We start from the raw sequence: 23,885 nt of genomic DNA, 5'->3' as shown, positions 1-23,885 counted from the left end.
GTGCTGCTAGGAGGTGGAGACGATGGTGGAGCCGAGGAGGTCGAGGGCCGCGGCGCTCGCGCCGCCGTCCTCGAGGTAGCGACGCACGCCGCCCTTGGCGTCGATCGCCTCGAGCGCGAGCGCGAGGTCCTCGGTCTTGACTTCGAAGTCGCGTCGGCCGATCGTCTCGGCGGACACAAGCCCCACCTCGACCAGCGCCTTGGACAGCCCGGCGCCCTGATCGTTGGTGCGGCGGTAGTCCTCGAGGATCACGTCGCGCGGGTGTCCCGCGAGCTCGCGCAGCATCGCGGAGACGAGGCCCGTGCGGTCCCGACCGCCTGCGCACGCGACGAGGACGTCGGTCTCGGCCTCCGCGATCGCGGTGATGACGCGGGCGAAGCCCTGCTGCGCGCGGTCGACCATCTGCACGTACATCGCGCCGAAGTCGATCTCGGTGATCTCGTACGCACGCGTGCCGGGCTTGACGGCGGCGGCGCCGGGGACCAGGTCGATGTGGACCCGGGTCCAGCCCTCGCCGAGCCAGGCGGCGTCGATGCGCTCGTGCGCGCTGCGGAGGTCGATCCAGCAGACGTCCGTCGGCGGCTCGGTCAGCTCGGGGGCGCGGAACTCGGGGGCCGCGGAACGGTAGACGCGCTTCGCGCCGATCGTCACGACCGGGCGTGCGTTGAAGGCCCAGGTGAGGGCGGGTTCGTGGTGCATGACCGAGACTCTGGCAAAGTGGCATGACTGCCAATTGACAGAACTGCCAACAACGAGCGAACCTTGGGTGACGAGCCGGTGAACTCGTGGCCGGACGCTCTCGCACCCACGCCCGCGTAGGGAAAGAATGGCGTATGACCAGCGCAAGCACCGACATCGACCCTCAGGCGACGTCCCTGCGCGACCGCAAGAAGTACCTCGCCTACGTCGCGATCCAGAAGGCCGGGACGGAACTGATCGGCTCCCAGGGCCTCGCCGACACCACCATCGAGCAGATCGCGGAACGCGCGGGAGTCTCGCCGCGTACGGTGCACCGCTACTTCCGCACCAAGGAGGCGGTGCTCTTCTCCCGCATCGCGCACCCGATCGTGGTCAAGGCGTTCGAGGACGCCCCCGCCGACGTCGACGTCCTCACGGCGCTCCGGCACGCGCTGCTCGACCCGATGACCGGCGACACCGATCCGGAGAGGCTCGAGCGACGCGCGCTCCGCGCCGCGCTCATGGAGGCGCCGGCGGTCAAGCGCTTCGCCGTCGAGACCACGGAGGAGCTCGCGGACGCCATCCGTGCGGCGGCGCTCACGCGTCTCGCGCACGAGCCCGACGCCGCGATCAAGGCGGAGCTGGCCGCGGCGGTCGCCCGCTTCATCATGCTGACGGGCTACTCCGGCGCGCCGCTCGAGGCGGACCTGTTCGAGAGCTGGGCGCGCGCCATGGCGGCGCTCTCCGCCGACTTCGACCGCACGGCGCGGGCCTGACGCCTACAGCCCGAGCACTCCCGGCAGCGCCTCGAGCGAACCGATGCGCACCAGCCCTTCGACCGGTACGCCGTCCCCGCAGAGCCCCTCGACGTCGCGCGAATGCGCCCCGGGCCTCTCGATCCACACCCCAAGGCCCAGCCCGGCCTGCACGGCACCCCAGGGGTCGACGTCGAACTCGTCGCCCACGTAGGCGACCTCCGCGGGCGCGAGGCCGAGCCTCTCGCACGCGAGCGCGTAGACGCGGGGGTCGGGCTTGCCGACGCCGATCGTGTCCACGCCGACGAGCATCGGCACCCGCGACAGCCCGCAGGCGGCGAGCTTGCCCTCCTGATACTCGTGCGCGGCGTTGGACAGCCCGCCGTACGGCAGCCCGGCCGCGTCGAGCGCGTCGAGGGCCGGCGCGGCATCGGCATGCGCCGCCCACCCCTCCTGGAAGAACCGCTCGAACGCGCCGTCCCACACCTCGTACGCGGCGGCGTCGAGGTACGGCCCGTCGAAGATCTCGTGAAGGTCGTTCGCACGACGGTGGCGCTGCTCGCGATGCGTCATCTCGCCACGGGTGTGCGCGCGGTACCAGCCGTTCGCGTCCTCGCGCCAGACGCGCACGAGGTCCTCGTGGTCGACGTCGCCGAGGTACTCGACCGCGACCGACGCGAGCGCATGCCGGAACGCCCCGCGCGTGTCGACGAGCGTGTCATCGACGTCGAACAGGACTCCGCGGATCACCGGGCCTCCCCTCTCCACTGCAGTTCAGCGTCCCGCAGCACGCGAATGCCGCGCGGAAAGCATGGTGAGTGTCCCGGCTCGCGGGTGCGAGCCGGGACGATGCGCTCAGAGCGACGCGCGCAGGTTGCGCAGTCGGGTCAGCGCGTGGTCCTTGCCGAGGATCTCCATCGACTCGAACAGCGGCGGCGACACCAGGCGGCCGGTGACGGCGACGCGCAGCGGGCCGTACGCGAAACGCGGCTTGATGCCCATCTCCTCGACCAGCTTCGCCTTGAGCGCGTCCTGCTGCGCCTCAGGGCCGAAGTCCTCGAGCCCCTCGAGCACGTCGATCGCCGCGTCGAGGATCTCGGCGGCGTTCTCCGGCAGCTTCGCGCGCGCGGCGTCCTCGACCACCACCGCGGCATCGTCGATGAAGAGGAAGCCGAGCATGCCCGGCGCCTCGCCCAGGAGGTTCATGCGGGTCTGGACCAGAGGCACCGCCTCGGCGAGAGTCTGCTCCTCGTGCGGGGTGAGGCGCTGCACGTCGTCGGTCGAGAGGAACCCGGCCGCGTGGAGGTACGGCACCACGCGCGCCGCGAACTCGCTCGTGGGCAGCATGCGCATGTGGTCGCCGTTGATCGCCTCGGCCTTCTTGAGGTCGAAGCGCGCGGGGTTGGGGTTGACGTCGGCGATGTCGAAGGCCTCGATCATCTCCTTCACCGTGAACACGTCGCGGTCGGGCGCGATGCTCCAGCCCAGCAGCGCGAGGTAGTTGAGCAGACCCTCGGGGAGGAAGCCGCGCTCGCGGTGGTGGAAGAGGTTCGACTCGGGGTCGCGCTTGGAGAGCTTCTTGGTGCCCTCGCCGAGCACCATGGGCATGTGCGCGTACGCGGGCACGGCGTCGGCGATGCCGAGCTCGACCATCGCGCGCCACAGCACGATCTGCCGCGGGGTCGAGGACAGCAGGTCCTCGCCGCGCAGCACGTGCGTGATCTTCATGAGCGCGTCGTCGACCGGGTTGACCAGCGTGTAGAGCGGGATGCCGTTCGCGCGCACGATGACGTAGTCCGGCACGGTGCCGGCGGGGAAGGTCACGGTGCCGCGGATGAGGTCCTCGACCACGATGTCCTCGTCGGGCATGCGCATGCGCAGCACGGGCTCGCGGCCCTCGGCGCGGTAGGCGGCCTTCTGCTCCTCGGTGAGGTCGCGGTCGAAGCCGTCGTAGCCCAGCTGCGGCGAGCGGCCTGCGGCCTTGTGGCGCTCCTCGATCTCGGCGGGCGTCGAGAAGGACTCGTAGGCGTAGCCGCCCTCGACCAGCTTCGCGACCACCTCGGCGTGCAGGTCGTGACGCTCGGACTGGCGGTACGGGCCGTAGGGGCCGGGCTTGTCCGGGCCCTCGTCGTAGTCGATGCCCATCCAGCTCATCGCGTCGAGGAGCATCTCGTAGCTCTCCTGCGAGTCGCGCTCGGCGTCGGTGTCCTCGATGCGGAAGACCATGTCGCCGCCGGTGTGGCGGGCGTAGGCCCAGTTGAACAGCGCCGTGCGGACCATGCCCACGTGGGGCAGGCCGGTGGGCGACGGGGAGAAGCGGACGCGGACCTTGCTCATTGAACTCATTCCTTGGGACGGGACGATGCGGGGGCGGGCGCGGGCGGACCGGAGGGTCAGCCGCGCCGGATGACGGGGTTGCGCAGCACGCCGAGGTCCTCGATCTCGACGTCGACGATGTCACCGTGGTTGATGGTGGTGACACCGGCGGGCGTGCCGGTGAGGATGATGTCGCCGGGCAGCAGCGTCGTGACCTCGGACACCAGCGACACCACGGTCGCGACGTCCGTGATCATGTCGCGGGTGTGGCCCTGCTGGACGGGCTCGCCGTTGATGCGGCCGATGATCTCGACGTCGTCGTGCGCGAGCTCGGTCTCGATCCACGGACCCAGCGGAAGCGACGTGTCGAAGGCCTTGCCGCGGAACCACTGGTTCTCGGCGCGCTGGACGTCGCGCGCGGTGACGTCGTTGGCGCAGGTGAAGCCGTAGATGTACTGCTCGGCGTTCTCCGGGGACACGTCCTTGCAGACGCGCGAGATCACGATCGCGAGCTCCGCCTCGAGCTGGACGTCCTCGGCGTAGTGCGGCAGCACGATCGGGTCGTCCGGTCCCACCACCGCGGTGTTGGGCTTGAGGAACAGCAGGGGCATCTCGTCGACCTCGTTGCCCAGCTCCTTCGCGTGCTCCGCGTAGTTGCGGCCGAGGCACACGATCTTCGAGCGCGGGATCACGGGCGCGAGCAGACGGACGTCCTCGGTCAGCTTGATCCGCTCGCCGGTCATGGTGCCCGGCGTGTACATCGGGTCGCCCGTGAGGACCACGAGCTCCTCGCTGCCCGGGTCTCCGTCGACGATCGCGTACTGGGGCTCTGATCCGGTGGTGAAACGGGCGATACGCATGGGCTCCAGCCTAGCCGTTCGCGCCTGCCGCGCCCGCTCCGGGCCGGCGCGGGACCCCCGCCTACGATGGGCCGCATGGGACAGGCCGCCGCGCGCATCGTCGGGCTGGACCTCGCGCGCGGCGTGGCCGTTATCGGCATGGTCGCGGCGCATGTGGGAGCCGACGCCTCGGATCCCGGCGGGTGGGCCTGGCTCGCGATCGCGCACGGGCGACCGTCGGCGCTGTTCGCGGTCCTGCTGGGCGTCACGATGGCGGTGATGGTCGCGCGCGCGGGCGGCAGGTCCGATGCCCGTGGCGTGCGGCGCACGCGCGCCCGCATCGCGGCCCGCGCCGTGCTGCTCGTGCTGCTCGGCCTCGTGCTCGCGGAGCTCGGGACCGCGGTGGACATCGTCCTGGTCAACCTGGGCTTGCTCATGCTGATGGCGGTGCCGCTGCTGCGCGCGCCCTCGTGGGTGCTGCTGACGCTCGCCGGAGCCGCGTTCGCGCTCGGGCTGGTCCTCGTCGAGGCCGTCCGGCCCGAGGGCTGGTGGTACTCGGCTCCCGTGATCGGCCGGCTGTGGAGCCTCCACTACCCGGCGCTGGCGTGGATCGGGTACACCCTCGTGGGGCTGGCGATCGGGCGGCTGGCGCTCGAGCGCGGGCGGACGCAGCTGCTGCTGGTCGCGCTCGGCGTGGTCGGTGCGGCGGGGGCGCTGGCGGTCCGCATCGTCGTCGGCGAGGGCGCGATCACGGACCTGGGGGCGCATTCGTACACCCCGCTCGAGATGACGGCGAACACCGCCGTCGCGGCCGCGGTGATCGGGGCGAGCTGCTGGATCGCGCCGCGCCTGGCGACGCCGCTCGGCCCCGTGATCGCGCTCGGCTCGATGGCGCTGTCGGGCTACGTCCTGCACGTGCTCGTCATCGACCTCGTGGGCAACGAGATGGTCTACGAGCCGTCGAATGTCGCGCTCGTGGTGCTCGTCGCGGCGATGCTCGCGGCGGCATGGGCATGGCGTCGGTGGCTCGGTCAGGGGCCGCTCGAACGCGCGCTCACGTCGGTGTCGAACACCGCGGGCGAGCTCGTCGCGCCCGCGCCCGCCGGGACGGCGCCGCGATGAGCGTCGCGGACTGGCTCATGTCCGGCGATCCCGCGATCCGCTGGCAGACGATGCGCGACCTCCTCGACGCGGACCCGGTCGAGGTCGCGGACGAGCGGGCGCGCGTCGCGCGCGAGGGCTGGGGCGCACGCCTGCTCGCGCTTCAGCGCCCCGACGGGAGCTGGGCCGGCGGCGCGTGGTTCCCCGAGGGCGATCGCGAGTCCGACGAGGGCCAGCCGTGGACGTCGACCGCGCACGTGCTGATGCTGCTCACGCTGCTCGGAGCCGATCCCGACGCCGGCCCCGCGCATGAGGCCGCCGAGCGCGCCTTCGCGGCGGTCCTCTGGGAGGACGGGGACGAGCCGTTCCTCGAGGGCGAGTCCGAGGCGTGCACGCTCGCCACCGCGATCGCGGTCGGCGCCTACTTCGGGCACGACATGGCAGGTCCGGCGGCGCGGCTCGTCGCCGATGCGAGGGAGGACGGCGGCTGGAACTGCGACCCGCCGTCGCTGTCTCGCCGTTCGAGCCTCCACTCGACCATCGCCGCGCTCGAGGCCCTGGAGGCGCAGCATCGTGCGCACGGCCTGACGCCCGAGGCGCTCGAGGCGGTGGACGACGCCCGCGAGTACCTGCTGATGCGGGGCCTGATGTACGGCCGCCGCTCAGGCGCGGTCATCGACCCCGCGATCCAGCGCTTCTCCTTCCCCACCTACTGGCACTACGACGTCCTGCGCGCGCTCGATCATCTGCGAGCCGCGGATGCCCCGCGCGACCCGCGGCTCGCGGACGCGATCGCGCTGCTGCGCGCACGTCGGTCCGCCACGGGGCTGTGGCCCCTCGAGAACACGCACCGCGGCGTGGTGCCGCTCGTGATGGAGGACGGCGACGGGCGACCCTCGCGCTGGAACACGCTCCACGCGCTGCGCGTGCTGCGGTGGTGGGAGGGACGCGACTGACGCGGACGGCTCACGCCGGCGGCGGCGGCATCGGCGCATCGTCCGGCGTCTCGACCCGCGCGGGGCTCGGCGCCGTGCGCACCGCCCCGACGCCCGCGACCGTCACGAGGACGATGCCCGCGGCGACGCTCGCGGTGAGCGCCTGCCCCAGCAGCACCAGCCCGGTGAGGGCCGCGAGCGCGGGCGCGAGCGCCATGAGGATGCCGAAGGTCTCGGCGCGCAGGTGCCGCAGCGCGGTGATCTCGATGCCGTACGGGATGGCGGAGGACAGCACCGCGACCGCGAGGCCCAGCGCGAGGATCCTCGGGTCGAGCAGCGCGACGCCGACGGTCGCGAACGCCGCCGGAAGCGTGACGACGGCGCCGACGCTCATCGCGAGCGCGATGCCCGTGAGCCCCGGCATGGCCGCACCGGCGGCGCGCGCCATGAGGATGTAGACCGCCCACAGCGTCGCCGCCCCGGCCGCGTACGCGACGCCGACGAGGTCGAGGTCGTGCGCCGTGCCGCCCAGCAGCAGGACGCCGGCGGCCGCGATCGCGGCCCACAGCAGTCCCCGGAGGCTCCTGCTCGCGACCACGCTGAGCGTCAGCGGGCCGAGCACCTCGATGGTGACGGCGATGCCGAGCGGGATGCGCGCGATCGCGAGGTAGAACAGGACGTTCATCGCGGCGAGCGCGAGCCCGTAGCCGAGCACGATGCGCCAGCGGCCTCGCGCGGCGCCCCTCAGCGAGCGTCGGGCGAGCGCGAGGAGCACGAGCGCCGAGAACACGAGCCGCAAGGCGACCATGCCCACCGGCCCCACCTGCGGGAAGACCATGACGGCCACGGCGGCGCCCGCCTCCTGGCACAGCAGGCCGACGATCACCAGGAAGGGGGCCGCGGCGGCGGCGCGGGAGTCGCGAGGCACGGGACAAGAGTGGCACGGCGGGGTGGGCGTCCCGCGCGCGCTGTCGCGTGATCGTGCTCGCGTGCACCAGGCTGGTGCGAGGGACGTCGCGAGCACGCAGGAGGATTCCATGGCACGGTCCGGAGACGAGGCACGGTTGGCGGTCCTGATCGACGCCGACAACGCGAGCGCGAAGCACCTCGAGCGCCTGCTGGCGGAGATCGCCAAGTACGGGACCGCCGGGGTGCGCCGCGCGTACGGCGACTGGACCTCTTCGCAGCTCGGATCGTGGAAGACGGCGCTGCTCGAGCACTCGGTTCAGCCCATCCAGCAGTTCGCCTACACCCAGGGCAAGAACGCGACCGACAGCGCTCTCATCATCGACGCGATGGATCTGCTCCACGCGGGAAACCTCGACGGCTTCTGCCTCGTCTCGAGCGACAGCGACTTCACCCGCCTCGCGGCGCGCATCCGGGAGGAGGGGTTGAAGGTGTACGGCTTCGGCGAGCGGAAGACCCCGAAGCCCTTCGTCGCCGCCTGCGACACCTTCATCTACGTCGAGAACCTCGCCCCTGCCACCGAACCCGCAACCACGTCCACCTCCACCTCCGAGAAGCCCACCCTCAAGCGGGATGCGACCCTGGACCGCCTGCTGGCGGAGGCGGTGGATGCGGCCGCCGGGGACGACGGCTGGGCCAACCTGGGGACGGTCGGCCAGAACCTGTCGAGGCTCGCCTCCGACTTCGACTCCCGCACCTACGGCTACGGCAAGCTCAAGGACCTCATGCAGGCCCACCGCTCGTACCAGGTCCAGTCCCGCCCGAGCGGGGACGGCAAGAGCTCGAACGCGTTCGTCAAGCGCAGGCAGACCGGCAAGCGCGCGGCCGCGCGACAATAGGCGCCATGACCATCCTCGGCTCCCCGACGCTCGCGCGCACCGAGTGGCGCCCCCTGGCCCAGGCCCATGAGGAGGCGGCCGATGCGCTGACCGCGGGCCGCCGCCGGCGCGCAGGGAGGGGTGAGAGCCACGCGATCGAGGACTTCCTCTACGACTACTACTCGACGCGGCCGGCGCAGCTGCGCCGCTGGCACCCCGGCGCGGGTGTGGTCCTCGAGGACGCGCTCGAGCACGCCGGCTGGAAGCTCTACCGGACCGACGCGGGCCGCACCCAGGTGGACGTCCCCGCGTTCATGGCGGCGCGCGGCTCCGCCGTGGACTTCGTCGAGCGCCTGCTGCGCGCGACGGCGGACCGGCCCGCGCGGCTCGGATGCTTCGGGATGCACGAATGGGCGATGGCCTACCGCGCCGGCGAGGACATCCGCCACCCGCTCCCCCTGCGCCTGGGCCAGGACGGCACCGACGCGGTGGTCGAGTCCCATCCCATCGCGTGCTCCCACTTCGACGCGTTCCGCTTCTTCACGCCCGAGGCCGTCCCGCTCAACAGGATCCAGCCGACGCGGGCGACGCAGATCGACCTCGAGCAGCCCGGGTGCCTCCACGCGACCATGGACCTCTTCAAGTGGTCCGCGAAGCTCACGCCCGCGGTGCCGAGCGCGCTCCAGCTCGAGGCCTTCGCGCTGGCGCTGGACGTGCGGCAGGTCGACATGCAGGCGTCCCCCTACGACGTGAGCGGCTTCGGACTGCCCGCGATCGCGGTCGAGACCCCGGAGGGCAAGCGCGAGTACGTCGAGCGCCAGCGCGACTTCGCGGCGCGCGGCGCGGCCCTGCGCGCGCGGATCCTCGACGCGATCACGCACCTCCGCGAGCTCGCCGAGTACTGACGGGCCCTCGACCCGGTCCGGCCGCGACGGGGGGCATGCGCGGCCGAACCGGGGAGCGCCTCACCGGGATCCCTCAACACTCGCGCGGTGCGGCGCCGAAGACACTGTCACGGCCCGCATATGGAGACCGTAAGGACCCGGCACCGGACGAGCGGCGCGCCTAGGCTCGAGGGTGGAAGGGAGTCCTCATGGACCCGCGCTGGGACCGTGTCGAGAGGTTCGCCGGGGAGCCGCTCGACGGCACGTTGTGGATCCCGGACTACCTGCCGCACTGGACGACCCCCGACCGCTCCGGCGCACGCTACGACTTCACCCCGGGGGGCCTCGAGCTGCTGATCGAGCACGACCAGCGCGCCTGGCGGCCCGAGGACGGCGACTTCCGGGTCTCGCACCTCCAGACGGGCGAGTACGGCGGGCCGCTCGGATCGAACGTCGGGCAGCACCGCATCGGCCGCGATCTGCGAGTCGTGACGGAGAGGCCGACGCGACGTCTGTGGACCCCGCCGCGCGCCGGCGCGGTCGAGGTGGTCGCCTCCGCGAGCGCGGACCCGACATGCATGCTCGGGATCTGGCTGGTCGGCCACGAGGAGACCTCACCGCAGGACTCGGGCGAGATCTGCATCGCCGAGGTGTTCGGCGACAAGGTGACCGCAACATCGTCCCTCGTGCGCGTCGGGATCAAGGCGCATCACGATCCGCGGCTGGTCACGGACCTGCGCGACGTCGCGCTCCCGGTGGATGCGACCTCGTCGCACGCGTACGGCGCGTCGTGGGACTCGGAGGGCACCGCGGTCACGTTCGACGGCGTCGAGATCTACCGCACCGACCAGGTGCTGAGCTACCCGCTCCAGCTCATGCTCGACCTGTGGGAGTTCCCGCACGGGCGACGCGAGCCTGCCGCGTACCCCAAGCGCGCGACGCTCCACGAGGTACGGCTGCGCACCGACGACTAGATGAAGAGCGTCTGCGCCCCCTCCGACAGGTCCATGAAGTCGGCGGCGGTGATGATGCCCTCGACGTCGTCGCGGAGGTCCTCCATGGTGAGCTTCTGCATGTCGGCGCTCATCTGGCAGGCCCACAGCCTGCCGCCGGACGCGACGATCTGGTCGAGGAACTCGTCGACGGGCGGCACACCGAGGTCGTCGATCTGCTTCCTCATCATCCTCGTGGCGACCCACGTCATGCCGGGGAACGGCGACAGCCACTGCGGCATGCGCCCGCCGAACGGGAGATGCATCGCGGTGTTCCCGACCGGGGTGAAGCTGAGCTTCTTCTGGCGCGACCTCGTGATCATGTCGAAGCCCCAGAACGTGAAGAACAGGTCCACCGCGATGCCCTCGCCCAACGCGGAGTTCGCGAGCACGAGGCCCGGATAGGCCATGTCGAGGTTGCCCTTCGAGCAGATGATGACGAGCTTGCGGTCGGTATCGTCGTCGTCGCCGAAGTCGGGGACGACGGCCGGCTTGGCCTGCATGTCGGTCATGGCGCGCCTCCTAGACGCATCCCGCGGGCTTGGGCAGGCCCGCGATGTAGGACATCTTCTTGCCCGGCTTCTTGGGGAACAGCGCGAACTGCTGCTTCACCGGGAAGCCGCCGACGGCGTTGACGCGCCGTGTGGTGGCGGTCTGGCCGGTCTCGGCGTAGTCGGCGCGAAGGAACCGGACGACGTCCCAATGCTCGGGCGTCATCGCGATCCCGATCTGGTCCGCGAGCTGCTGGGCGAGGGTCTCGTCCCACTCGTCGTACTCGGTGAGGAAGCCCTCGGCATCGACGTGGATCTCGCGGCCGGCGAGGGTGGTGGTGCTCATGTCTCCTCCTAGGCGGGGACGCGCTTGCCGCGCATCGACATCTGAGCGGGTAGCGGAAGCGGTCGGCCGGGCAGCAGCATCGACCAGTAGACGGGCTCGAACGCGAGCTTGCCCCAGTGGTTGAACCGGGACTCCTTGAGCAGCGGGAGCGGGCCCACCGCCGGCACCGGGAACATCCCCGGCAGCGGCTCGGTGTCGTAGTTGAAGTCGATGAGCATGGCCTTGCCCGCTCCCGACTCGATGAAGCAGGTGGCATGGCCGTCGAAGCTCGCCACCGGCTCCTCGCCCGCGACGATGCGGACGAAGTTCTCGGGGAACACGTCGAGCTCGAAGTGCGCGACGGCGCCCGCCTTGGACGTGGGCACGGCGGCGGCGTCGCCCACCGCGAAGATCTCGGGGTGCGCGGCGTGCCGCAGCGTGTGGTGGTCGACGGGGACGAAGTCGAGCTCGTCGCCTAGCCCCGACCGACCCACGAAGGCCGCTCCCCTGTTGACCGGGACCGTCACCAGCAGGTCGTACGGCACCTCCCGCTCGTCGAACGAGACGATCCTGCGCGCCTCCGTGTCGACGCTCTCGATCATGAAGTCCGGCTCGACGGCGATGCCCCGCTCGGCGAGCATGCCGCCGAACGCGGCCGACGCGACGGGCTTGGTGAACGCGCCCGACAGCGGCGTCACGAACGTGATGTCCACCCGGTCACGGATGCCGCGGCGCGTGAAGTGGTCGTCGGCCAGCAGCGTGAACTCGAGCGGCGCGACCGGGCACTTGATGGGCATCTCGGAGATGTGGACCACCAGGCGCCCGCCGGCGAAGTCCGCGAGGGCCGCCCGCAGGGCCACCGCGTCGTCGAACGTGTAGAAGGAGTGCACGGCGCCGTGCCAGTCGTCCTCCATGCCGGGCGTCTCCTCGGGGTGAGGCGAGGCGCCGGTCGCGATGACGAGGTAGTCGTAGGGCAGGACCCTGCCGTCCTCGAGCGCGACCGTGCGCGCCTCCGCGTCGACTCGGTCGATCTGCGCCTGGACGCGGGTGACGCCGTCAGGGATGAGCGATGCCGCCTTGCGGCGCGCCTTGTCCGGCCGGTATCTGCCGAACGGGATGAACAGGAAGGCGGGCTGATAGTAATGCGTGCCGCGCTGGTCGACGATCGTGATCTGCCAGTCGTCCGCGTCGAGCAGCCGCCGCAGCTTGTTCGCCGCGATCGTGCCCGCCGTGCCGGCTCCGAGGATGAGAAGCCTGCGCATGACGCGCCCCCTCCATTGGGTCCGAGGACGTCCGGGAGGCGACCCCGATGCTCCCCACGGTATGCACCTCGCGGAGGCGAGCGAAGGGACCATCGTCCCGACGCGCGGTGCTGCGGGCGCGGCTCAGCGCGCGGCGGCGGCGCCCTTGTTGGCGAGCTCGTCGGCCTTCTCGTTGCCCGGGTCCCCGGCGTGGCCCTTGACCCACACCCACGTGATGTCGTGGCGGCCCAGCTGCTCGTCGAGCGCCTGCCACAGCTCGACGTTCTTCACCGGCTTCTTGTCCGCGGTCTTCCAGCCGTTGCGCTTCCAGCCCTTCATCCAGGTCTGGGCGCCGTTCTTCACGTACTGCGAGTCGACGTGCAGCGTGACCTTGCACGGACGGTTGAGCGCCTTGAGCCCCTCGATCACCGCGGTGAGCTCCATGCGGTTGTTGGTGGTGACCTTCTCGCCGCCGAACAGCTCGCGCTCGTGACCGCCGGCCTTCATCCAGACGCCCCAGCCGCCCAGCCCGGGGTTGCCCTTGCAGGCGCCGTCGGTCCACATATGCACATCGGTCAGCGTCTCGGTCACCCGGAAACCGTACCCGGCCACGGGGCACCGCGAACGCCAGGCGCGTCATCGGCCACAATGAGGGCATGTCCCGCAAGCATGCCGCCGGAGGAGCGACCCCCGCCGTGCATGCGCTGCTCGAGGCAGGCGTCGCGCACACGCTGCACCCGTACGCGCACGACCCGGCCTCCGATCTCAGCTACGGCCTCGAGGCCGCCGCCGCGCTCGGCGTGGAGCCCGACCAGGTGTTCAAGACGCTCTGCGCGTACGTGGACGGGAGGCTGTGCGTCGGCATCGTCCCCGTGAGCGGGATGCTCGATCTCAAGGCGATGGCGCATGCGTTCGGCGGCAAGAAGGCCGAGATGGCGCCTCCCACGGACGCCGAGCGCGCGACGGGCTACGTGGTGGGCGGGATCTCGCCCATCGGCCAGCGCAAGGCGCTGCCGACCGCGATCGACGAGACCGTCGAGCTGTGGGACACCGTGTACGTCTCCGGCGGGAGGAGGGGCCTCGACATCGGCCTCGCCCCCGCGGACCTCATCGCCGTGACCCGTGCGGTCACGGCCGGAATCGCGAAGGACTCCTGATGGACCTCTCCCCCGCCCCCGCCGGCTGGGACCCCGCCGCCGCCCTCGAGCAGGTGAAGGCGCGCGTCCACATCGCCGAGGCCGCCTCGGGCCGCGCCGGCTCGGGCGTGCGCGTGCTCGTCGCGACCAAGACCTGGGACGCCGATGCGGCGGCCGCCGTGGTCCGCGCCGGCGGCACCCTCGTGGGCGAGTCCCGCATGCAGGAGCTCGACATCAAGGGCGAGGCGCTGCGCGCGGCCGGCGCCCGGGTGCACGTCATCGGCCAGCTTCAGCGGAACAAGGCGGCGACCGCGGTGCAGTACGCGGACTGCGTGCAGACCGTCGACCACGCGCGCCTCGCCGAGCGCCTCTCGCGGCTGTGCCTCGAGGCCGAGCGCGAGCTCGACGTGATGGTCCAGGTCAACGTCTCGGGCGAGGACTCCAAGGCCGGCGTCCACCCCGACGAGGCCCTCGCGATCGCCTCCGCGGTCCAGGCGCTCCCCGCGCTCACGGTGACGGGCTTCATGACCATCGGGCTGAACTCGCGCGACGAGGACGCGGTGCGGGAGGGCTACGCCCGGCTGCGGGAGATCCGCGACCAGGCGCTCATCCGATCGGAGCGGGGCTCGGTCGGGCTGGGCTCCGCGTGGGAGCTGTCGATGGGCATGTCCCAGGACCTCGAGTGGGCCGTCGCGGAGGGGGCGACGATGGTGCGCGTGGGTACCGCGGTCATGGGCCCGCGTCCGCCCGCCTGAGCGGATCCTCCCTGCTTGAACGCCGACCAGGTGGGCGTTTCGGGTCGCGTCCGCGCGGGTGCGGTGTGAGACTGGCAGGGACGCGACTGAGGGGATCGACAAGGAGATACCCCATGCCACAGTTCCACCTGGCGATGTACTACGACCAGGACGGTCGGGAGGTCCCCGACGACCTCCCGCAGATCATGGCGGAGCTCGAGGCGCTCAACGCAGAGATGCGTGACAAGGGCGTCTGGGTGACCGCCGCGGGGCTCGAGCCCGCGCCCGACGCCCGGGTGGTCCGCGCCGACGAGCACGGCGCCGAGACCACCGTGGGCCCCTACCTCGACGTGCCGGAGCAGGCCGGCGGGTTCTGGCTCATCGAGGCGGCGTCGATGGGCGACGCGATCGTCTGGGCCGAGCGGGCGAGCAGGGTGCTCCGGCTCGCGGTGGAGGTCCGTCAGGTCCGCACCTGAGGCGGTCCGCCTCGCGCCGCGGTCGCGGGCCGCGAAAAGTTAGGCAAGGTTGCACTCTCTGGCGACGAGACCAGGACGTTCCTACCCTGGAGGCGTGACCACGCAGACCCCGCACCCCACCGCATCGTTCCCGGACGAGGACGCCGTCTCCGGTCGGCTCAACGCGCTCCGCGCGGGGGTGCTCGGAGCCAACGACGGCATCGTCTCGATCGCCGCGCTGCTGGTCGGCGTGGTCGCCGCCACCGACAACGCGACCGTCATCCTCACCACCGCGCTCGCCGGCATCGCCGCGGGTGCGCTGTCGATGGGCGTGGGCGAGTACGTCTCCGTCTCGAGCCAGCGCGACGCCGAGAAGGCGCAGCTCGAGCGCGAGAAGGCCTGGCACGACCACCGTCCGGAGTGGGAGCTGGATCAGCTCGCCCGGCTGCACATGGAGACCGGGATGTCGGAGGCGACGGCACGCGCGGCCGCGATCGAGCAGACCGCGCACGATCCCATCGCCGCGCATGCGCGCGCCCACCTCGGGATCGACCCCGAGGAGCTGGTCAACCCCTGGCACGCGGCCTTCGCCTCGCTCGGGGCGTTCACGCTCGGCGGCATCTTCCCGCTGCTCACCGCGGTGCTCGCACCCGACGCGCTCAAGGTGCCGCTGACCTTCGGCGTGGTCATCATCGCGCTCGCGATCTCCGGCACCGTGTCCGCGCGGCTGGGCCACGCGCCGCGGCTCCGCGCGATCCTGCGCAACGTTGCCGGCGGCTCGCTCGCGATGGCGATCACCTACGGCATCGGCTCGTTCGCCGGCACCGCCCTCTAGCGCCCGCACTCCTCCGGGGCGCGGCTGCGGAGGAACGATGCGCGGCGCGGATGGCCCGCGCCGCGCTCAGCCTCACGGCACGAGCTTGAGCCACTCCTCGGTGGCGAACTTCGACTCGATGCGCTCCCGCGCCGCCTCGATCTCCGCCTCGGTCACCGCGCCCGGCTGCGTCGCGTAGCGGCCCCGGAAGTGGTCGAGGAAAGAGGCGATGACGTCCGCGCGCTCCATGCCGGTCTGGCTGCGGAGCGGATCGACGCGCTTGTTGGCGCTCTTGGTGCCCTTGTCCGAGAGCTTCTCGCGGCCGATGCGCAGCACCTCGAGCATCGCGTCGGCGTCGATGTCGTAGGCCATGGTGACGTGGTGGAGCACCGCGCCCGCCGCGTAGCGCTTCTGCGCCGCGCCTGCGATCTTGCCCGCAGGCGAGGCGATGTCGTTGATGGGCACGTACGTCGCCTCGATGCCGAGCTCGCGCAGCGCGCCCAGGACCCAGTCGTCGAGGAACGCGTACGACTGCTCGAAGCTCAGCCCCTCGACCAGCGACGTCGGGACGTGCAGCGAGTAGGTGATGGTGTTGCCCGGCTGGACGAACATCGCGCCGCCGCCCGAGACGCGTCGCACCACGGTCATGCCGTGCTTGGCCGCGCCCTCGTCGTCGACCTCGTTGCGCCACGACTGGAACGAACCGATGATGACCGCGTTGCTCCCCCACTCCCACACGCGCAGCGTGGGACCGCGGCGGCCGGCGGCGACCTCCTCGGAGAGCACCTCGTCGAGCGACATCTGCATGTAGGGGTCGCGCGGGACGTCGTGGATGACGTCGAAGGTGTGGTCGTGCCAGCTGGTCGCGTGCCCGAGCGCGCGGCGCACCGCGATGCCCACGGCCTCGGGGGTGAAGCCGATGAACGTCGCGTCGCCCGCGGCGCGCTTCGCCGCGGCGGCGAGCTCGGCCACCGTGGCGGTCGCCGCGAGCCCGTGGAGCGCGCGCGTGATGTCGAGGATCGCCTCGGCGGGCTCGAGGAAGAAGTCGCCGGAGATCACCACCCGGTCGATGGTGTCGCCGGCGGCGTCGAGCTCGACGTCCGCGACCACGAGCTTGCCGCCAGGAACCTTGTACTCACCATGCATGGGGAACATTCTCCCCCGAAGCGCCGCAGGCACGTTCCACCCGTCGGCCGGGACGCTCACCTGCGCTCCAGGGCTGCTCACCGCATGCTGCGGGACATCTGCCTGCATGCCGGCCGGGCCCCGTCCGGCGAGCGCAGGTGGATGTCCCGCGCGGCACGATCCCATGCTCTCAAGCATGGTGACTGTCCCGGCCGGTACGGGGCGTGGACGATGCCCGCTCAGGGGTTCGGCGCGACGCCCGCCTTGAGCAGCCCGTAGAACAGCGAGTCCGTGAGCGCCTCCCACGAGGCCTCGACCATGTTCGGGCCGACGCCGACAGTCCTCCACTGGGCACCCGTCTCGGTGTCGACCGTGGTGATGAGCACCCGGGTGACGGCGTCCGTACCGTGCGCCGCGTCCATGATGCGGACCTTGAAGTCGGTGAGGTCGAAGCGCCCGATCTCCGGGTAGGCGCCCGCGAGCGCGGTGCGCAGCGCGTGGTCGAGCGCGTTGACGGGGCCGTTGCCCTCGCCCACGGTGACGAAGCGCTGCCCGCCGCCGGCGCGCAGCTTGATCACGGCCTCGGCGTCGGCATCGCGCGGGTTGCCCGGCGCGGACGAGACCCGCACGCGCCACGTCTCGGTCTCCCAGAACTTCGGCGCGTCGCCCAGCTCCCAGCGCAGCAGCAGCTCGAAGGACGCGTCGGCGGCGTCGAACGTGTAGCCCTGCGCCTCCGCGTGCTTGACGCGGTCCATCACGCGCTTGAGCACATCGGGCCGGTCGGCGAGGTCGAAGCCGAGCTCCTTGCCCTTGAGCTCGATCGACGCGCGCCCGGCCATCTCCGACACGAGCATGCGCATGTCGTTGCCCACGTAGGACGGCTCGGTGTGCTGGTAGAGGTCGGGATCGACCTTGATCGCCGATGCGTGCAGGCCGGCCTTGTGCGCGAAGGCCGAGGCGCCCACGTACGGCTGGCGCGCGAACGGCGCGATGTTGGTGATCTCGGAGATCGCGTGCGCGATGCGCGTCGACTCCTTGAGGCCGTCGCCCCGGAGCGCGATCACGCCGCGCTTGAGCTCGAGGTTCGCGGCGACCGCGACGAGGTCCGCGTTGCCGGTGCGCTCGCCGTAGCCGTTGACGCAGCCCTGGACATGCGTCGCACCCGCGGCGACGGCCGCCATCGAGTTCGCGACAGCGCAGCCCGAGTCGTTGTGAGCGTGCATGCCCAGCTGCGCCGACGTCCGCGCCCGGACGTCGGTGACGACGCGCGTAACGTCGTCGGGCAGCATCCCGCCGTTCGTGTCGCACAGGACCAGGGACGATGCACCACCGGCCTCGCCCGCGAGCAGCGCCTTGAGCGAGTACTCGGGATCGAAGCGGTAGCCGTCGAAGAAGTGCTCGGCGTCGAGCACCACGCGACGCCCCTCCCCCACGAGGAAGGCGACCGTCTCCTCGATCATCGCGAGGTTCTCGTCACCCGAGACGCGCAGCGCGCGCTCGGCGTGGCGGATGTCGGACTTCGCCACCAGCGTGATGATGGGCGCCTCGGAGTCGAGCAGCGCCCGCACCTGCGGGTCGGACCCCGCCGTGGTGCCCGCGCGCCGCGTCATGCCGAAGGCCGCGAACTGCGCGTGGCGGAAGGACAGCTCCTTGTTCACGAGCCCGAAGAACTCGGTGTCCTTGGGCACCGCGCCCGGCCACCCGCCCTCGATCACGCCGACGCCCAGCTCGTCGAGCAGCGGGGCGATCGCCATCTTGTCCGCGACGGACAGGTTCATGCCCTCCTGCTGCGCGCCGTCGCGCAGGGTCGTGTCGTAGATCTCGACCGTGAGATCCGTCATCGTCGTCAGCTCCTCGTGTCCGGCGTGGCCCGCGTCCCAACAAAAAAGCCTCCCAGGGGTGCGGGAGGCTGCGCGTCGGGGCTCGGCCCGACGCGCTACAGAATGATGATCGCGGTACGCATCGCTCGTCATTGTGGCACACCACGGGGACGTTGCCCCAGGAAGCCGCGCAGGATCTCTCAGCCAATCTGGAGCATCGGCCGCAAGACTGGCGACGGATCGGCACCGCCGACCGTCCCCGTCCCACGAGAGAGGCATCCCCATGGCTCGCATCCCCGAACCCGTCCCCACGCCCGAGGGCCCCGCCTACGAGGGCCGCCTGCTCGACCGGCCCGACGAGGAGGTGGTGGATCAGGGCGTCGCGTTCGACCTGCGCACGCTCGTGAGCCGTCGCGGCATCGTCGGGATGTTCGGCCTCGGCGCGGGCGCGGCCGTCCTCGCCGCCTGCTCGCCGTCGGCGAGCTCGAGCGCGGCATCCGCCACCGCATCGTCCCTCACCGAGATCCCCGACGAGACCGCGGGGCCCTACCCCGGCGACGGCTCGAACGGCCCGGACGTGCTCGAGGAGTCGGGCATCGTGCGCCGCGACATCCGCAGCTCGATCGGCGCGGACGACCCGGTCCCCGGCGTGCCGCTCGACTTCACGTTCACCGTGCTCGACATGGCGAACGGCGGCGTGCCGATGGCCGGCGCCGCAGTCTACGCGTGGCATTGCGACGCCGCGGGCCGGTACTCGATGTACTCCGACGGGGTCACGGACGAGACGTGGCTGCGCGGAGTCCAGGTCACGGACGACGACGGCGAGGTCACGTTCACCTCCGTGATGCCCGGCTGCTACACCGGGCGCTGGACGCACATCCACTTCGAGGTCTACCCGAGCGTCGACGACATCGAGGACTCGAGCAAGGCGATCGCCACGTCGCAGATGGCCTTCCCGCAGAACGTGCTCGACCCGGTCTACGAGCTCTCCGACTACGACGGCTCCGCGGCGAACCTCGCGCAGCTCTCTCTCGCGACCGACAACGTCTTCGGCGACGACGGCGGGGTGCACCAGATGGGCGCGCTCAAGGGCGGCGTCGACGCGGGCTACACCGCGACCCTCACCGTGCCGATCGACACCACGACGGCGCCGACCGCCGGCACGATGGCGGGCGGCGGAGGCGGCGGAGGCGGCGACCGCCCCGAGGGCGGCCCGGGCGGCGGCGAGCCGCCGAGCGCTCCCCCGTCCTGACATGACAAGGGGACGATGCGGGGCCGGGCGGCCCTCCCATCGTCCCCTGTCGCGGGAGCCTTACGGCGCGACGAGCATCTTCATCTCGGTGTTGCGCCCCTCGCCCAGCAGGTGCTTGATGCCGTCCTCGACGATGTCGTCGAGCTCGATGACCGAGCTGATCAGCGGGCGCGGGTCGATCGTGCCGGCACGCATCGCGTCGATGGTCTCGGCGTAGTCCTCGTCCGTGTAGCCGAACGAGCCGGTGAACGACTTCTCGGTCATCACGAACGCGTTGACGTCCACCGGGAACTCGCCATGGGCGACGGCGACGTACACCGCGGTGCCACCGGTGCGCAGACCGTTGACCGCGGTGTCGAAGGTGATGCGGCCCACGCCCGAGGCGTCGAAGGAGACGTCGGCGCCGGTGCCTGCGGTGAGCTCCTTCATGAGGGCGACCGGGTCCGTCTCCCGCGGGTCGACCGCCGTCGCGCCGAGCTCCTGGGCGAGTGCGCGGCGCGCTTCACCGGGCTCGGACACCACGATGGTCTCGGCGCCGCGGGCCTTGAGCGCCATCACGACGGCGAGGCCGACGGGGCCCGCGCCGATGACGAGCGCGTTCTTGCCCGCGACGTCGCCGACGCGCTTGGTCGCGTGCCACGCGACCGCGGTCGACTCGACCATCGCGGCGATCTGCGAGCCGAGCTCCTCCGGGAAGGCGAAGACCTGGTCGGCGTTGAGCACCACGTGCGAGCTGAAGCCGCCGCCACCGCCGTTGATGCCGGTGAAGCCCCAGGCGACGCAGCGGTTGCCCGCGCCCGCCTGGCATGCCTCGCACTCGCCGCACCAGCGGTTCGCGCGGACGGCGACGAGCGTGCCGACGGCCGGGCCATCGACACCCTCGCCGAGCTCGACCACACGGCCGCCGAACTCGTGGCCGAGGACGTGCGGGCCGGGGCAGCCGAAGAGGGGGTGGACGAACTCGTTCGGGAACATGAACTGCTCGAAGAGGCCGAGGTCGGTGCCGCAGATGCCGGCGTGCTCGACCTTGATCTTCACGGTGCCGGGGCGGACGGCCGGCTCGGCGATCTCCTCGACGACGGCCTCGCGGACTCCGTGCAGGCGCAGAGCTTTCATGGGGGGACTCCTGTACTTCTGACGCCGCGCCGACGCACGCGCGGCTAGGGGGACTGGGGACGCGTCGTGGCTGCGATCCGGCGACTCTGCCGGAGGCAACACCAGCACGCTAGCGCCCATTGGCACGAGATGCCAAAACCCCACGAAAAAGCGGGGGACGATGCGGTGTCATCCGCATCGTCCCCCGCTGAGGTCCCGCTCGTGGCGGCGGGCAGGATGTCGCCTCTCGGCGAGATCCGCCCCTCTCCCCCGTCGCTCAGGTCATGATGAGCGGGCGGACACCCCCCGAGCCGCGGGTGAGGCGCATGTGCGCGTCACGCGGGTCGAGGAGCCTCTCGTGCGCGCCGAGCGCGCGGCGCTGGCGACGCAGCTCGGCATGCTCCCGGCGAGCGGCCCGCACGCCGGCGTCCGCGCGGCGCAGCAGGCGGTCGATGAGCCTGCGGTGCGCAGCATCGTCTCCGATGCCGAGCTCGTAGCTCTGGTGGCTGATAGCGGTCATGGTCATGTCCCTTTCCGGACTTTCGACTGAGATGTATGAGGTGGCGCGGCGCTCAGATGAGGCGTGCGAAGGTGGGCAGCGCGAACGAGTCTCCGATGACGCGCGTGACGTCCTCGACCGACGGGAGCCGGTTCTCGACGCGTCGGCGCTCCGCCCGCCGACGGCGAGCGGAGGCGAAGCGGTCGGCGACCTCGCGAAGCGAGTCACGGACCCCGTGGTGGAGATCGGTGGCGACGGCGCCGCCGTGGGTGACAGGTGCGACCGACATGGTGATGCTCTCCTTCGTGGTCAGCGTGTGCGAGTGCTGCTAGGCGGTGAGGCGGAACGCCCCGCGGCCGGCGGTGGCGGACTCGAGCTCCGCCTGCGTGTCGGCGATGCGCTCGAGGAGCGCGGACCGCGCGACGGCCCAGGCCCGCAGGCGCGAGACCTCGCTCCCCGTCCAGTCGACGAGCGCGGCGGCGGCGCCAGGCGCGAACCCCTTGACCGACGCTGCGAGGTTCTCGAGCGCGGCGCGGTGCCGCTCGGTACCCTCCTCGGCGATCCTGAGGCCGAGGTCTTCGGTGATCTGCACGGACATGACACCCTCCCTTCCTACGTTCGTTCGATGTCGATGCCAGAGTGCGCGCAGGCCGTGTGAAAGGTCGTGTGACGTACGACACATTTACGAAATATGTCCTCAGCAGGACATTTTCCAGGCCTGAAGGCTCGGATCGGGAGGTGCGGACCGCCTCAGACGAGCTGCGGCACCGCGCCGCGAAGCTGGTCGAGGACCACCTCCGCGCGCTGAAGCAGGAGCGGCATGTCGCCTCGCGCCGCGATCTGGAGCGCGACCTCCGCGCGCGAGCGCGCGCGATCACGGTCCCCGTGAGCGAGAGCGATCTCGGCGTCCGTGACCTGCACCTCCGCCTCAAGCCACTTGTACGAGTCGTTGATCCGACGGCAGGCGGTGCCGGCGTGCTCGAGCCAGGGCATGGCGGCGTCGACATCCCCCTCGGCGACGTACGTCAGGCCCATGACCTTCGCGGTCACGCCCTCCCAGCAGGGGTCCTCGAGCTGACGAGCGAGCGCGTACGAGGACTCGATGTCCGTGCGCACGGCTGCAGGGCTCTCGCCCTTCGCGAGACGCACATGCGCATGCCAGGCCTCGGGCCACGGTCGGATGGCGGTCCACCGCTCGCTCTGCGCCTGCCGCTGCGCCTCCTTGGCCCAGCGCTCGGCCGCGGCGAGCCACCCGGAGAGGTACGCAGCGCGCGCGGCGTGCGCCATCGCCCAGATCCCCCGCTTCACGCTGCCGGTCTCGCGGCACAGATCGATGGCCTCGTCGAAGCGCTCGAGAGACGCATCCAGCCGCCCCCAGTCGGAGAGATGGACCGCGTCGTAGGCCGCCACGGCGGCGCGCACGCGTGGGTAGGGGGCCGCGACGTCCCATGCCAAGGCGAGCCCCTCGACGGCGCACTCGCGGCGCGCGGCGAGCACATCGACGTAGGCGAGCTCCGCCAGCGCCTTGGCAGCGATCTCCTGCTCACCCGCCGTGGTCGCGGCCTCGCGAGCGGCGTCGAGCACGATGGCCCCCTCGTCGTCGTACCCGCACGCCGCATGCACCAGGGCGCTGCCGAGCTCGAACAGGCACGTCGCGTCGAGACGACCGTCGCCGGAGCCCTCGGCCGCCGCCACCGCGCCACGGAGAGTGGCGATGCCGCTGCCCGCGGCACCCGCGCCGACCGCAGCCCTGCCCGCGGTGAGCAGCGACTCGGCGGTCGCCGCCGAGGACACACCCGCGGTGCTGGGGGTGACCGGAGGACGCGCGGCCGCGCTCAGCGCCGGACCAGGCTCGACACCGAGTTCACGGAGGAAGGCCGCCTCCGTAGCCGCCACGTGGCGGTGCGCGGAGATGCGGTCGCCGGCCGCGACGAACGCCTTGACCAGCAGCACGTGCGGCCCCTCCTCCAGCGGCGCGGTGTCGACCATCGCCGAGGCGAGCATGACGGCCCGAGCATGGTCGTGCGCCGACATGGCGCGGAGCACCTCCTTGCGGAGCGCGCCGATCACCTCGCCGGCGACGCGCTGCCGCTCGACCAGGAGCCACGTGTCGAAGGACGGCGAGGCCTGAACCTCGATGCCCTCGAGCAGAGCGCCACGCGGCACGGGGTCTGGCAGAGCGCCGGAGACCACCTGCGCGACGTCGATCACGGTGCCGGGGGCAAGGTCGGCGGTGATGGGGTTGCCGCGGAGCGCCTCCGGCATCCCGAGCCGGCGGCGAAGCTCCGCGAGGCTCCAACGGAGGGCCGCCATCGGGTCGTCCGCCTCGGAGAACAGCTCGTTGACCAGCTGCTGGCGCGAGATCGGATCCTGCGAGCGGACGATGCGGGCGAGGAGCGCCCAGCACTTCGCCCCGCGGGGGCCGGGGAGCGTGAGGCCGTCACGCAGCAGCCGCGGTTGACCGATGAGTCGGATCTCCAGCATCGAGAATCCAGCGTACGTCCGGTTTCTCCGCTCCGGAAGGGCCGGGGCGGGGGCGACTGGCACCGGCCGGCCTCCGGCGAACCGAGGCGCCTTGGAACGCCGCTTCGCGCGCCCGGGTTGGCGCCATCTG

General features: G+C 71.7%; 27 protein-coding genes. 11 read left to right on the top strand and 16 right to left on the bottom strand.

The annotated features are described in order from the left end of the window. Window positions 1-6 precede the first annotated feature (6 nt). Entirely contained in the window at window positions 7-699 is a 693-nt protein-coding gene (locus TR42_RS13225) for a tyrosine-protein phosphatase (RefSeq protein WP_042216699.1), read from the bottom strand. 134 nt (window positions 700-833) lie between these two features. Here TR42_RS13225 and TR42_RS14470 point away from each other — a divergent pair, with 134 nt between their 5' ends. Next, complete coding sequence (locus TR42_RS14470) at window positions 834-1,454, top strand: TetR/AcrR family transcriptional regulator (RefSeq protein ID WP_052406126.1); 621 nt, start codon at window positions 834-836, stop codon at window positions 1,452-1,454. A gap of 3 nt (window positions 1,455-1,457) precedes the next feature. Here the strand turns inward: TR42_RS14470 and TR42_RS13215 are convergent, their stop codons facing one another. The 3 genes from TR42_RS13215 to TR42_RS13205 all read right to left on the bottom strand — a co-directional run bounded on the left by TR42_RS13215 (window position 1,458) and on the right by TR42_RS13205 (window position 4,609). Then, window positions 1,458-2,183: an HAD family hydrolase gene (locus TR42_RS13215; protein WP_236623442.1), complete on the bottom strand. Its 726-nt coding sequence runs from the start codon at window positions 2,181-2,183 to the stop codon at window positions 1,458-1,460. A 105-nt stretch (window positions 2,184-2,288) separates the two neighbouring features. Continuing rightward, the gene (gene gltX, locus TR42_RS13210) at window positions 2,289-3,779 is read right to left on the bottom strand and encodes a glutamate--tRNA ligase (protein WP_042216696.1); all 1,491 of its coding nucleotides are present in this window, start codon (window positions 3,777-3,779) and stop codon (window positions 2,289-2,291) included. 47 nt (window positions 3,780-3,826) lie between these two features. After that, a complete protein-coding gene (locus tag TR42_RS13205) occupies window positions 3,827-4,609 on the bottom strand; it encodes a fumarylacetoacetate hydrolase family protein (protein WP_042216694.1) in 783 nt (260 codons plus the stop codon). Window positions 4,610-4,684: 75 nt separating this feature from the next. On the opposite strand from TR42_RS13205, the gene TR42_RS13200 reads away from it, so the two are divergent. Then, complete coding sequence (locus tag TR42_RS13200; protein WP_042216693.1) at window positions 4,685-5,710, top strand: heparan-alpha-glucosaminide N-acetyltransferase domain-containing protein; 1,026 nt, start codon at window positions 4,685-4,687, stop codon at window positions 5,708-5,710. Next, window positions 5,707-6,645, top strand: a complete 939-nt coding sequence (locus TR42_RS15085; protein WP_042216691.1) for a prenyltransferase/squalene oxidase repeat-containing protein — start codon at window positions 5,707-5,709, stop codon at window positions 6,643-6,645. Before TR42_RS13200 ends, TR42_RS15085 begins: the two co-directional genes overlap by 4 nt. Before the next feature lie 10 nt (window positions 6,646-6,655). Here the strand turns inward: TR42_RS15085 and TR42_RS13190 are convergent, their stop codons facing one another. Then, window positions 6,656-7,552 carry an EamA family transporter gene (locus TR42_RS13190; protein ID WP_042216690.1) on the bottom strand — a complete coding sequence of 299 codons (897 nt, stop codon included), beginning with the start codon at window positions 7,550-7,552 and terminating at the stop codon, window positions 6,656-6,658. Between the two features lie 109 nt (window positions 7,553-7,661). Here TR42_RS13190 and TR42_RS13185 point away from each other — a divergent pair, with 109 nt between their 5' ends. The 3 genes from TR42_RS13185 to TR42_RS14900 all read left to right on the top strand — a co-directional run bounded on the left by TR42_RS13185 (window position 7,662) and on the right by TR42_RS14900 (window position 10,266). Further along, window positions 7,662-8,429 (top strand): NYN domain-containing protein, encoded by a 768-nt coding sequence (locus TR42_RS13185; protein WP_042216688.1) that lies wholly within the window; start codon window positions 7,662-7,664, stop codon window positions 8,427-8,429. A 5-nt stretch (window positions 8,430-8,434) separates the two neighbouring features. Next, window positions 8,435-9,313: a hypothetical protein gene (locus tag TR42_RS13180; protein ID WP_042216685.1), complete on the top strand. Its 879-nt coding sequence runs from the start codon at window positions 8,435-8,437 to the stop codon at window positions 9,311-9,313. 188 nt (window positions 9,314-9,501) lie between these two features. Further along, the gene (locus tag TR42_RS14900; RefSeq protein ID WP_042216683.1) at window positions 9,502-10,266 is read left to right on the top strand and encodes a glycoside hydrolase family 16 protein; all 765 of its coding nucleotides are present in this window, start codon (window positions 9,502-9,504) and stop codon (window positions 10,264-10,266) included. Here the strand turns inward: TR42_RS14900 and TR42_RS13170 are convergent. From TR42_RS13170 to rnhA, 4 genes are all read right to left on the bottom strand, one after another. Further along, the gene (locus tag TR42_RS13170) at window positions 10,263-10,796 is read right to left on the bottom strand and encodes a DsrE/DsrF/DrsH-like family protein (protein ID WP_042216681.1); all 534 of its coding nucleotides are present in this window, start codon (window positions 10,794-10,796) and stop codon (window positions 10,263-10,265) included. The two genes, TR42_RS14900 and TR42_RS13170, sit on opposite strands and share 4 nt — an antisense overlap. Window positions 10,797-10,806: 10 nt before the next feature. Beyond that, window positions 10,807-11,121 (bottom strand): TusE/DsrC/DsvC family sulfur relay protein, encoded by a 315-nt coding sequence (locus tag TR42_RS13165; RefSeq protein ID WP_042216680.1) that lies wholly within the window; start codon window positions 11,119-11,121, stop codon window positions 10,807-10,809. A gap of 8 nt (window positions 11,122-11,129) precedes the next feature. Then, a complete protein-coding gene (gene sqr / locus TR42_RS13160; RefSeq protein ID WP_042216678.1) occupies window positions 11,130-12,362 on the bottom strand; it encodes a type III sulfide quinone reductase, selenoprotein subtype in 1,233 nt (410 codons plus the stop codon). Between the two features lie 123 nt (window positions 12,363-12,485). Continuing rightward, entirely contained in the window at window positions 12,486-12,932 is a 447-nt protein-coding gene (gene rnhA, locus TR42_RS13155) for a ribonuclease HI (RefSeq protein ID WP_425305736.1), read from the bottom strand. 65 nt (window positions 12,933-12,997) lie between these two features. Here rnhA and ybaK point away from each other — a divergent pair, with 65 nt between their 5' ends. The 4 genes from ybaK (at window position 12,998) to TR42_RS13135 (ending at window position 15,501) form a co-directional block, all read left to right on the top strand. Continuing rightward, entirely contained in the window at window positions 12,998-13,498 is a 501-nt protein-coding gene (gene ybaK, locus TR42_RS13150) for a Cys-tRNA(Pro) deacylase (RefSeq protein ID WP_042216677.1), read from the top strand. Beyond that, entirely contained in the window at window positions 13,498-14,232 is a 735-nt protein-coding gene (locus TR42_RS13145) for a YggS family pyridoxal phosphate-dependent enzyme (protein ID WP_042216674.1), read from the top strand. Before ybaK ends, TR42_RS13145 begins: the two co-directional genes overlap by 1 nt. A gap of 113 nt (window positions 14,233-14,345) precedes the next feature. Further along, on the top strand, window positions 14,346-14,687 hold the full coding sequence (locus TR42_RS13140; RefSeq protein WP_042216672.1) for a YciI family protein: 342 nt from the start codon (window positions 14,346-14,348) through the stop codon (window positions 14,685-14,687). 94 nt (window positions 14,688-14,781) lie between these two features. Beyond that, window positions 14,782-15,501, top strand: coding sequence for a VIT1/CCC1 transporter family protein (locus TR42_RS13135; RefSeq protein ID WP_042216668.1), 720 nt, complete (start codon window positions 14,782-14,784; stop codon window positions 15,499-15,501). A gap of 72 nt (window positions 15,502-15,573) precedes the next feature. Here the strand turns inward: TR42_RS13135 and lplAB are convergent, their stop codons facing one another. Both lplAB and cimA read right to left on the bottom strand, forming a co-directional pair. Next, a complete protein-coding gene (gene lplAB, locus TR42_RS13130; RefSeq protein ID WP_042216666.1) occupies window positions 15,574-16,626 on the bottom strand; it encodes a lipoate-protein ligase LplAB in 1,053 nt (350 codons plus the stop codon). 218 nt (window positions 16,627-16,844) lie between these two features. Continuing rightward, entirely contained in the window at window positions 16,845-18,446 is a 1,602-nt protein-coding gene (gene cimA / locus TR42_RS13125) for a citramalate synthase (protein WP_042216664.1), read from the bottom strand. Between the two features lie 262 nt (window positions 18,447-18,708). Here cimA and TR42_RS13120 point away from each other — a divergent pair, with 262 nt between their 5' ends. Then, window positions 18,709-19,677: an intradiol ring-cleavage dioxygenase gene (locus TR42_RS13120; RefSeq protein ID WP_042216663.1), complete on the top strand. Its 969-nt coding sequence runs from the start codon at window positions 18,709-18,711 to the stop codon at window positions 19,675-19,677. A 60-nt stretch (window positions 19,678-19,737) separates the two neighbouring features. Here the strand turns inward: TR42_RS13120 and TR42_RS13115 are convergent, their stop codons facing one another. The 5 genes from TR42_RS13115 to TR42_RS13095 form a co-directional block, all read right to left on the bottom strand. Beyond that, window positions 19,738-20,793, bottom strand: a complete 1,056-nt coding sequence (locus tag TR42_RS13115) for a zinc-binding dehydrogenase (protein WP_042216661.1) — start codon at window positions 20,791-20,793, stop codon at window positions 19,738-19,740. 256 nt (window positions 20,794-21,049) lie between these two features. Continuing rightward, on the bottom strand, window positions 21,050-21,298 hold the full coding sequence (locus tag TR42_RS13110; RefSeq protein ID WP_042216659.1) for a hypothetical protein: 249 nt from the start codon (window positions 21,296-21,298) through the stop codon (window positions 21,050-21,052). Between the two features lie 46 nt (window positions 21,299-21,344). Beyond that, on the bottom strand, window positions 21,345-21,560 hold the full coding sequence (locus tag TR42_RS13105) for a hypothetical protein (RefSeq protein WP_042216658.1): 216 nt from the start codon (window positions 21,558-21,560) through the stop codon (window positions 21,345-21,347). Between the two features lie 39 nt (window positions 21,561-21,599). Next, window positions 21,600-21,869, bottom strand: coding sequence for a hypothetical protein (locus TR42_RS13100; protein ID WP_042216656.1), 270 nt, complete (start codon window positions 21,867-21,869; stop codon window positions 21,600-21,602). 152 nt (window positions 21,870-22,021) lie between these two features. Continuing rightward, on the bottom strand, window positions 22,022-23,755 hold the full coding sequence (locus TR42_RS13095) for an AfsR/SARP family transcriptional regulator (RefSeq protein ID WP_052406125.1): 1,734 nt from the start codon (window positions 23,753-23,755) through the stop codon (window positions 22,022-22,024). Between the last annotated feature and the right edge of the window lie 130 nt (window positions 23,756-23,885).

Origin of the sequence: Demequina mangrovi (assembly GCF_000759715.1) — a bacterium.
In the GTDB taxonomy this organism is placed as follows: domain Bacteria; phylum Actinomycetota; class Actinomycetes; order Actinomycetales; family Demequinaceae; genus Demequina; species Demequina mangrovi.
The sequence above is the reverse complement of the archived record's forward strand: the minus strand, read 5'-3'. Positions and strand labels throughout refer to the sequence as shown.

Bases quoted from the DNA above. Each gene is read 5' to 3' on its own strand.
- TR42_RS13165 (WP_042216680.1), bottom strand. From the start codon at position 11,121: ATGAGCACCACCACCCTCGCCGGCCGCGAGATCCACGTCGATGCCGAG.
- TR42_RS14900 (WP_042216683.1), top strand. From the start codon at position 9,502: ATGGACCCGCGCTGGGACCGTGTCGAGAGGTTCGCCGGGGAGCCGCTC.
- TR42_RS13140 (WP_042216672.1), top strand. From the start codon at position 14,346: ATGCCACAGTTCCACCTGGCGATGTACTACGACCAGGACGGTCGGGAG.
- TR42_RS13105 (WP_042216658.1), bottom strand. From the start codon at position 21,560: ATGTCGGTCGCACCTGTCACCCACGGCGGCGCCGTCGCCACCGATCTC.
- TR42_RS13110 (WP_042216659.1), bottom strand. From the start codon at position 21,298: ATGACCATGACCGCTATCAGCCACCAGAGCTACGAGCTCGGCATCGGA.
- TR42_RS13120 (WP_042216663.1), top strand. From the start codon at position 18,709: ATGGCTCGCATCCCCGAACCCGTCCCCACGCCCGAGGGCCCCGCCTAC.
- TR42_RS13200 (WP_042216693.1), top strand. From the start codon at position 4,685: ATGGGACAGGCCGCCGCGCGCATCGTCGGGCTGGACCTCGCGCGCGGC.
- TR42_RS13205 (WP_042216694.1), bottom strand. From the start codon at position 4,609: ATGCGTATCGCCCGTTTCACCACCGGATCAGAGCCCCAGTACGCGATC.
- TR42_RS13180 (WP_042216685.1), top strand. From the start codon at position 8,435: ATGACCATCCTCGGCTCCCCGACGCTCGCGCGCACCGAGTGGCGCCCC.
- TR42_RS13145 (WP_042216674.1), top strand. From the start codon at position 13,498: ATGGACCTCTCCCCCGCCCCCGCCGGCTGGGACCCCGCCGCCGCCCTC.
- TR42_RS13100 (WP_042216656.1), bottom strand. From the start codon at position 21,869: ATGTCCGTGCAGATCACCGAAGACCTCGGCCTCAGGATCGCCGAGGAG.
- TR42_RS13185 (WP_042216688.1), top strand. From the start codon at position 7,662: ATGGCACGGTCCGGAGACGAGGCACGGTTGGCGGTCCTGATCGACGCC.
- ybaK (WP_042216677.1), top strand. From the start codon at position 12,998: ATGTCCCGCAAGCATGCCGCCGGAGGAGCGACCCCCGCCGTGCATGCG.
- cimA (WP_042216664.1), bottom strand. From the start codon at position 18,446: ATGACGGATCTCACGGTCGAGATCTACGACACGACCCTGCGCGACGGC.
- TR42_RS15085 (WP_042216691.1), top strand. From the start codon at position 5,707: ATGAGCGTCGCGGACTGGCTCATGTCCGGCGATCCCGCGATCCGCTGG.
- TR42_RS13170 (WP_042216681.1), bottom strand. From the start codon at position 10,796: ATGACCGACATGCAGGCCAAGCCGGCCGTCGTCCCCGACTTCGGCGAC.
- TR42_RS14470 (WP_052406126.1), top strand. From the start codon at position 834: ATGACCAGCGCAAGCACCGACATCGACCCTCAGGCGACGTCCCTGCGC.
- sqr (WP_042216678.1), bottom strand. From the start codon at position 12,362: ATGCGCAGGCTTCTCATCCTCGGAGCCGGCACGGCGGGCACGATCGCG.
- TR42_RS13115 (WP_042216661.1), bottom strand. From the start codon at position 20,793: ATGAAAGCTCTGCGCCTGCACGGAGTCCGCGAGGCCGTCGTCGAGGAG.
- TR42_RS13095 (WP_052406125.1), bottom strand. From the start codon at position 23,755: ATGCTGGAGATCCGACTCATCGGTCAACCGCGGCTGCTGCGTGACGGC.
- TR42_RS13225 (WP_042216699.1), bottom strand. From the start codon at position 699: ATGCACCACGAACCCGCCCTCACCTGGGCCTTCAACGCACGCCCGGTC.
- gltX (WP_042216696.1), bottom strand. From the start codon at position 3,779: ATGAGTTCAATGAGCAAGGTCCGCGTCCGCTTCTCCCCGTCGCCCACC.
- lplAB (WP_042216666.1), bottom strand. From the start codon at position 16,626: ATGCATGGTGAGTACAAGGTTCCTGGCGGCAAGCTCGTGGTCGCGGAC.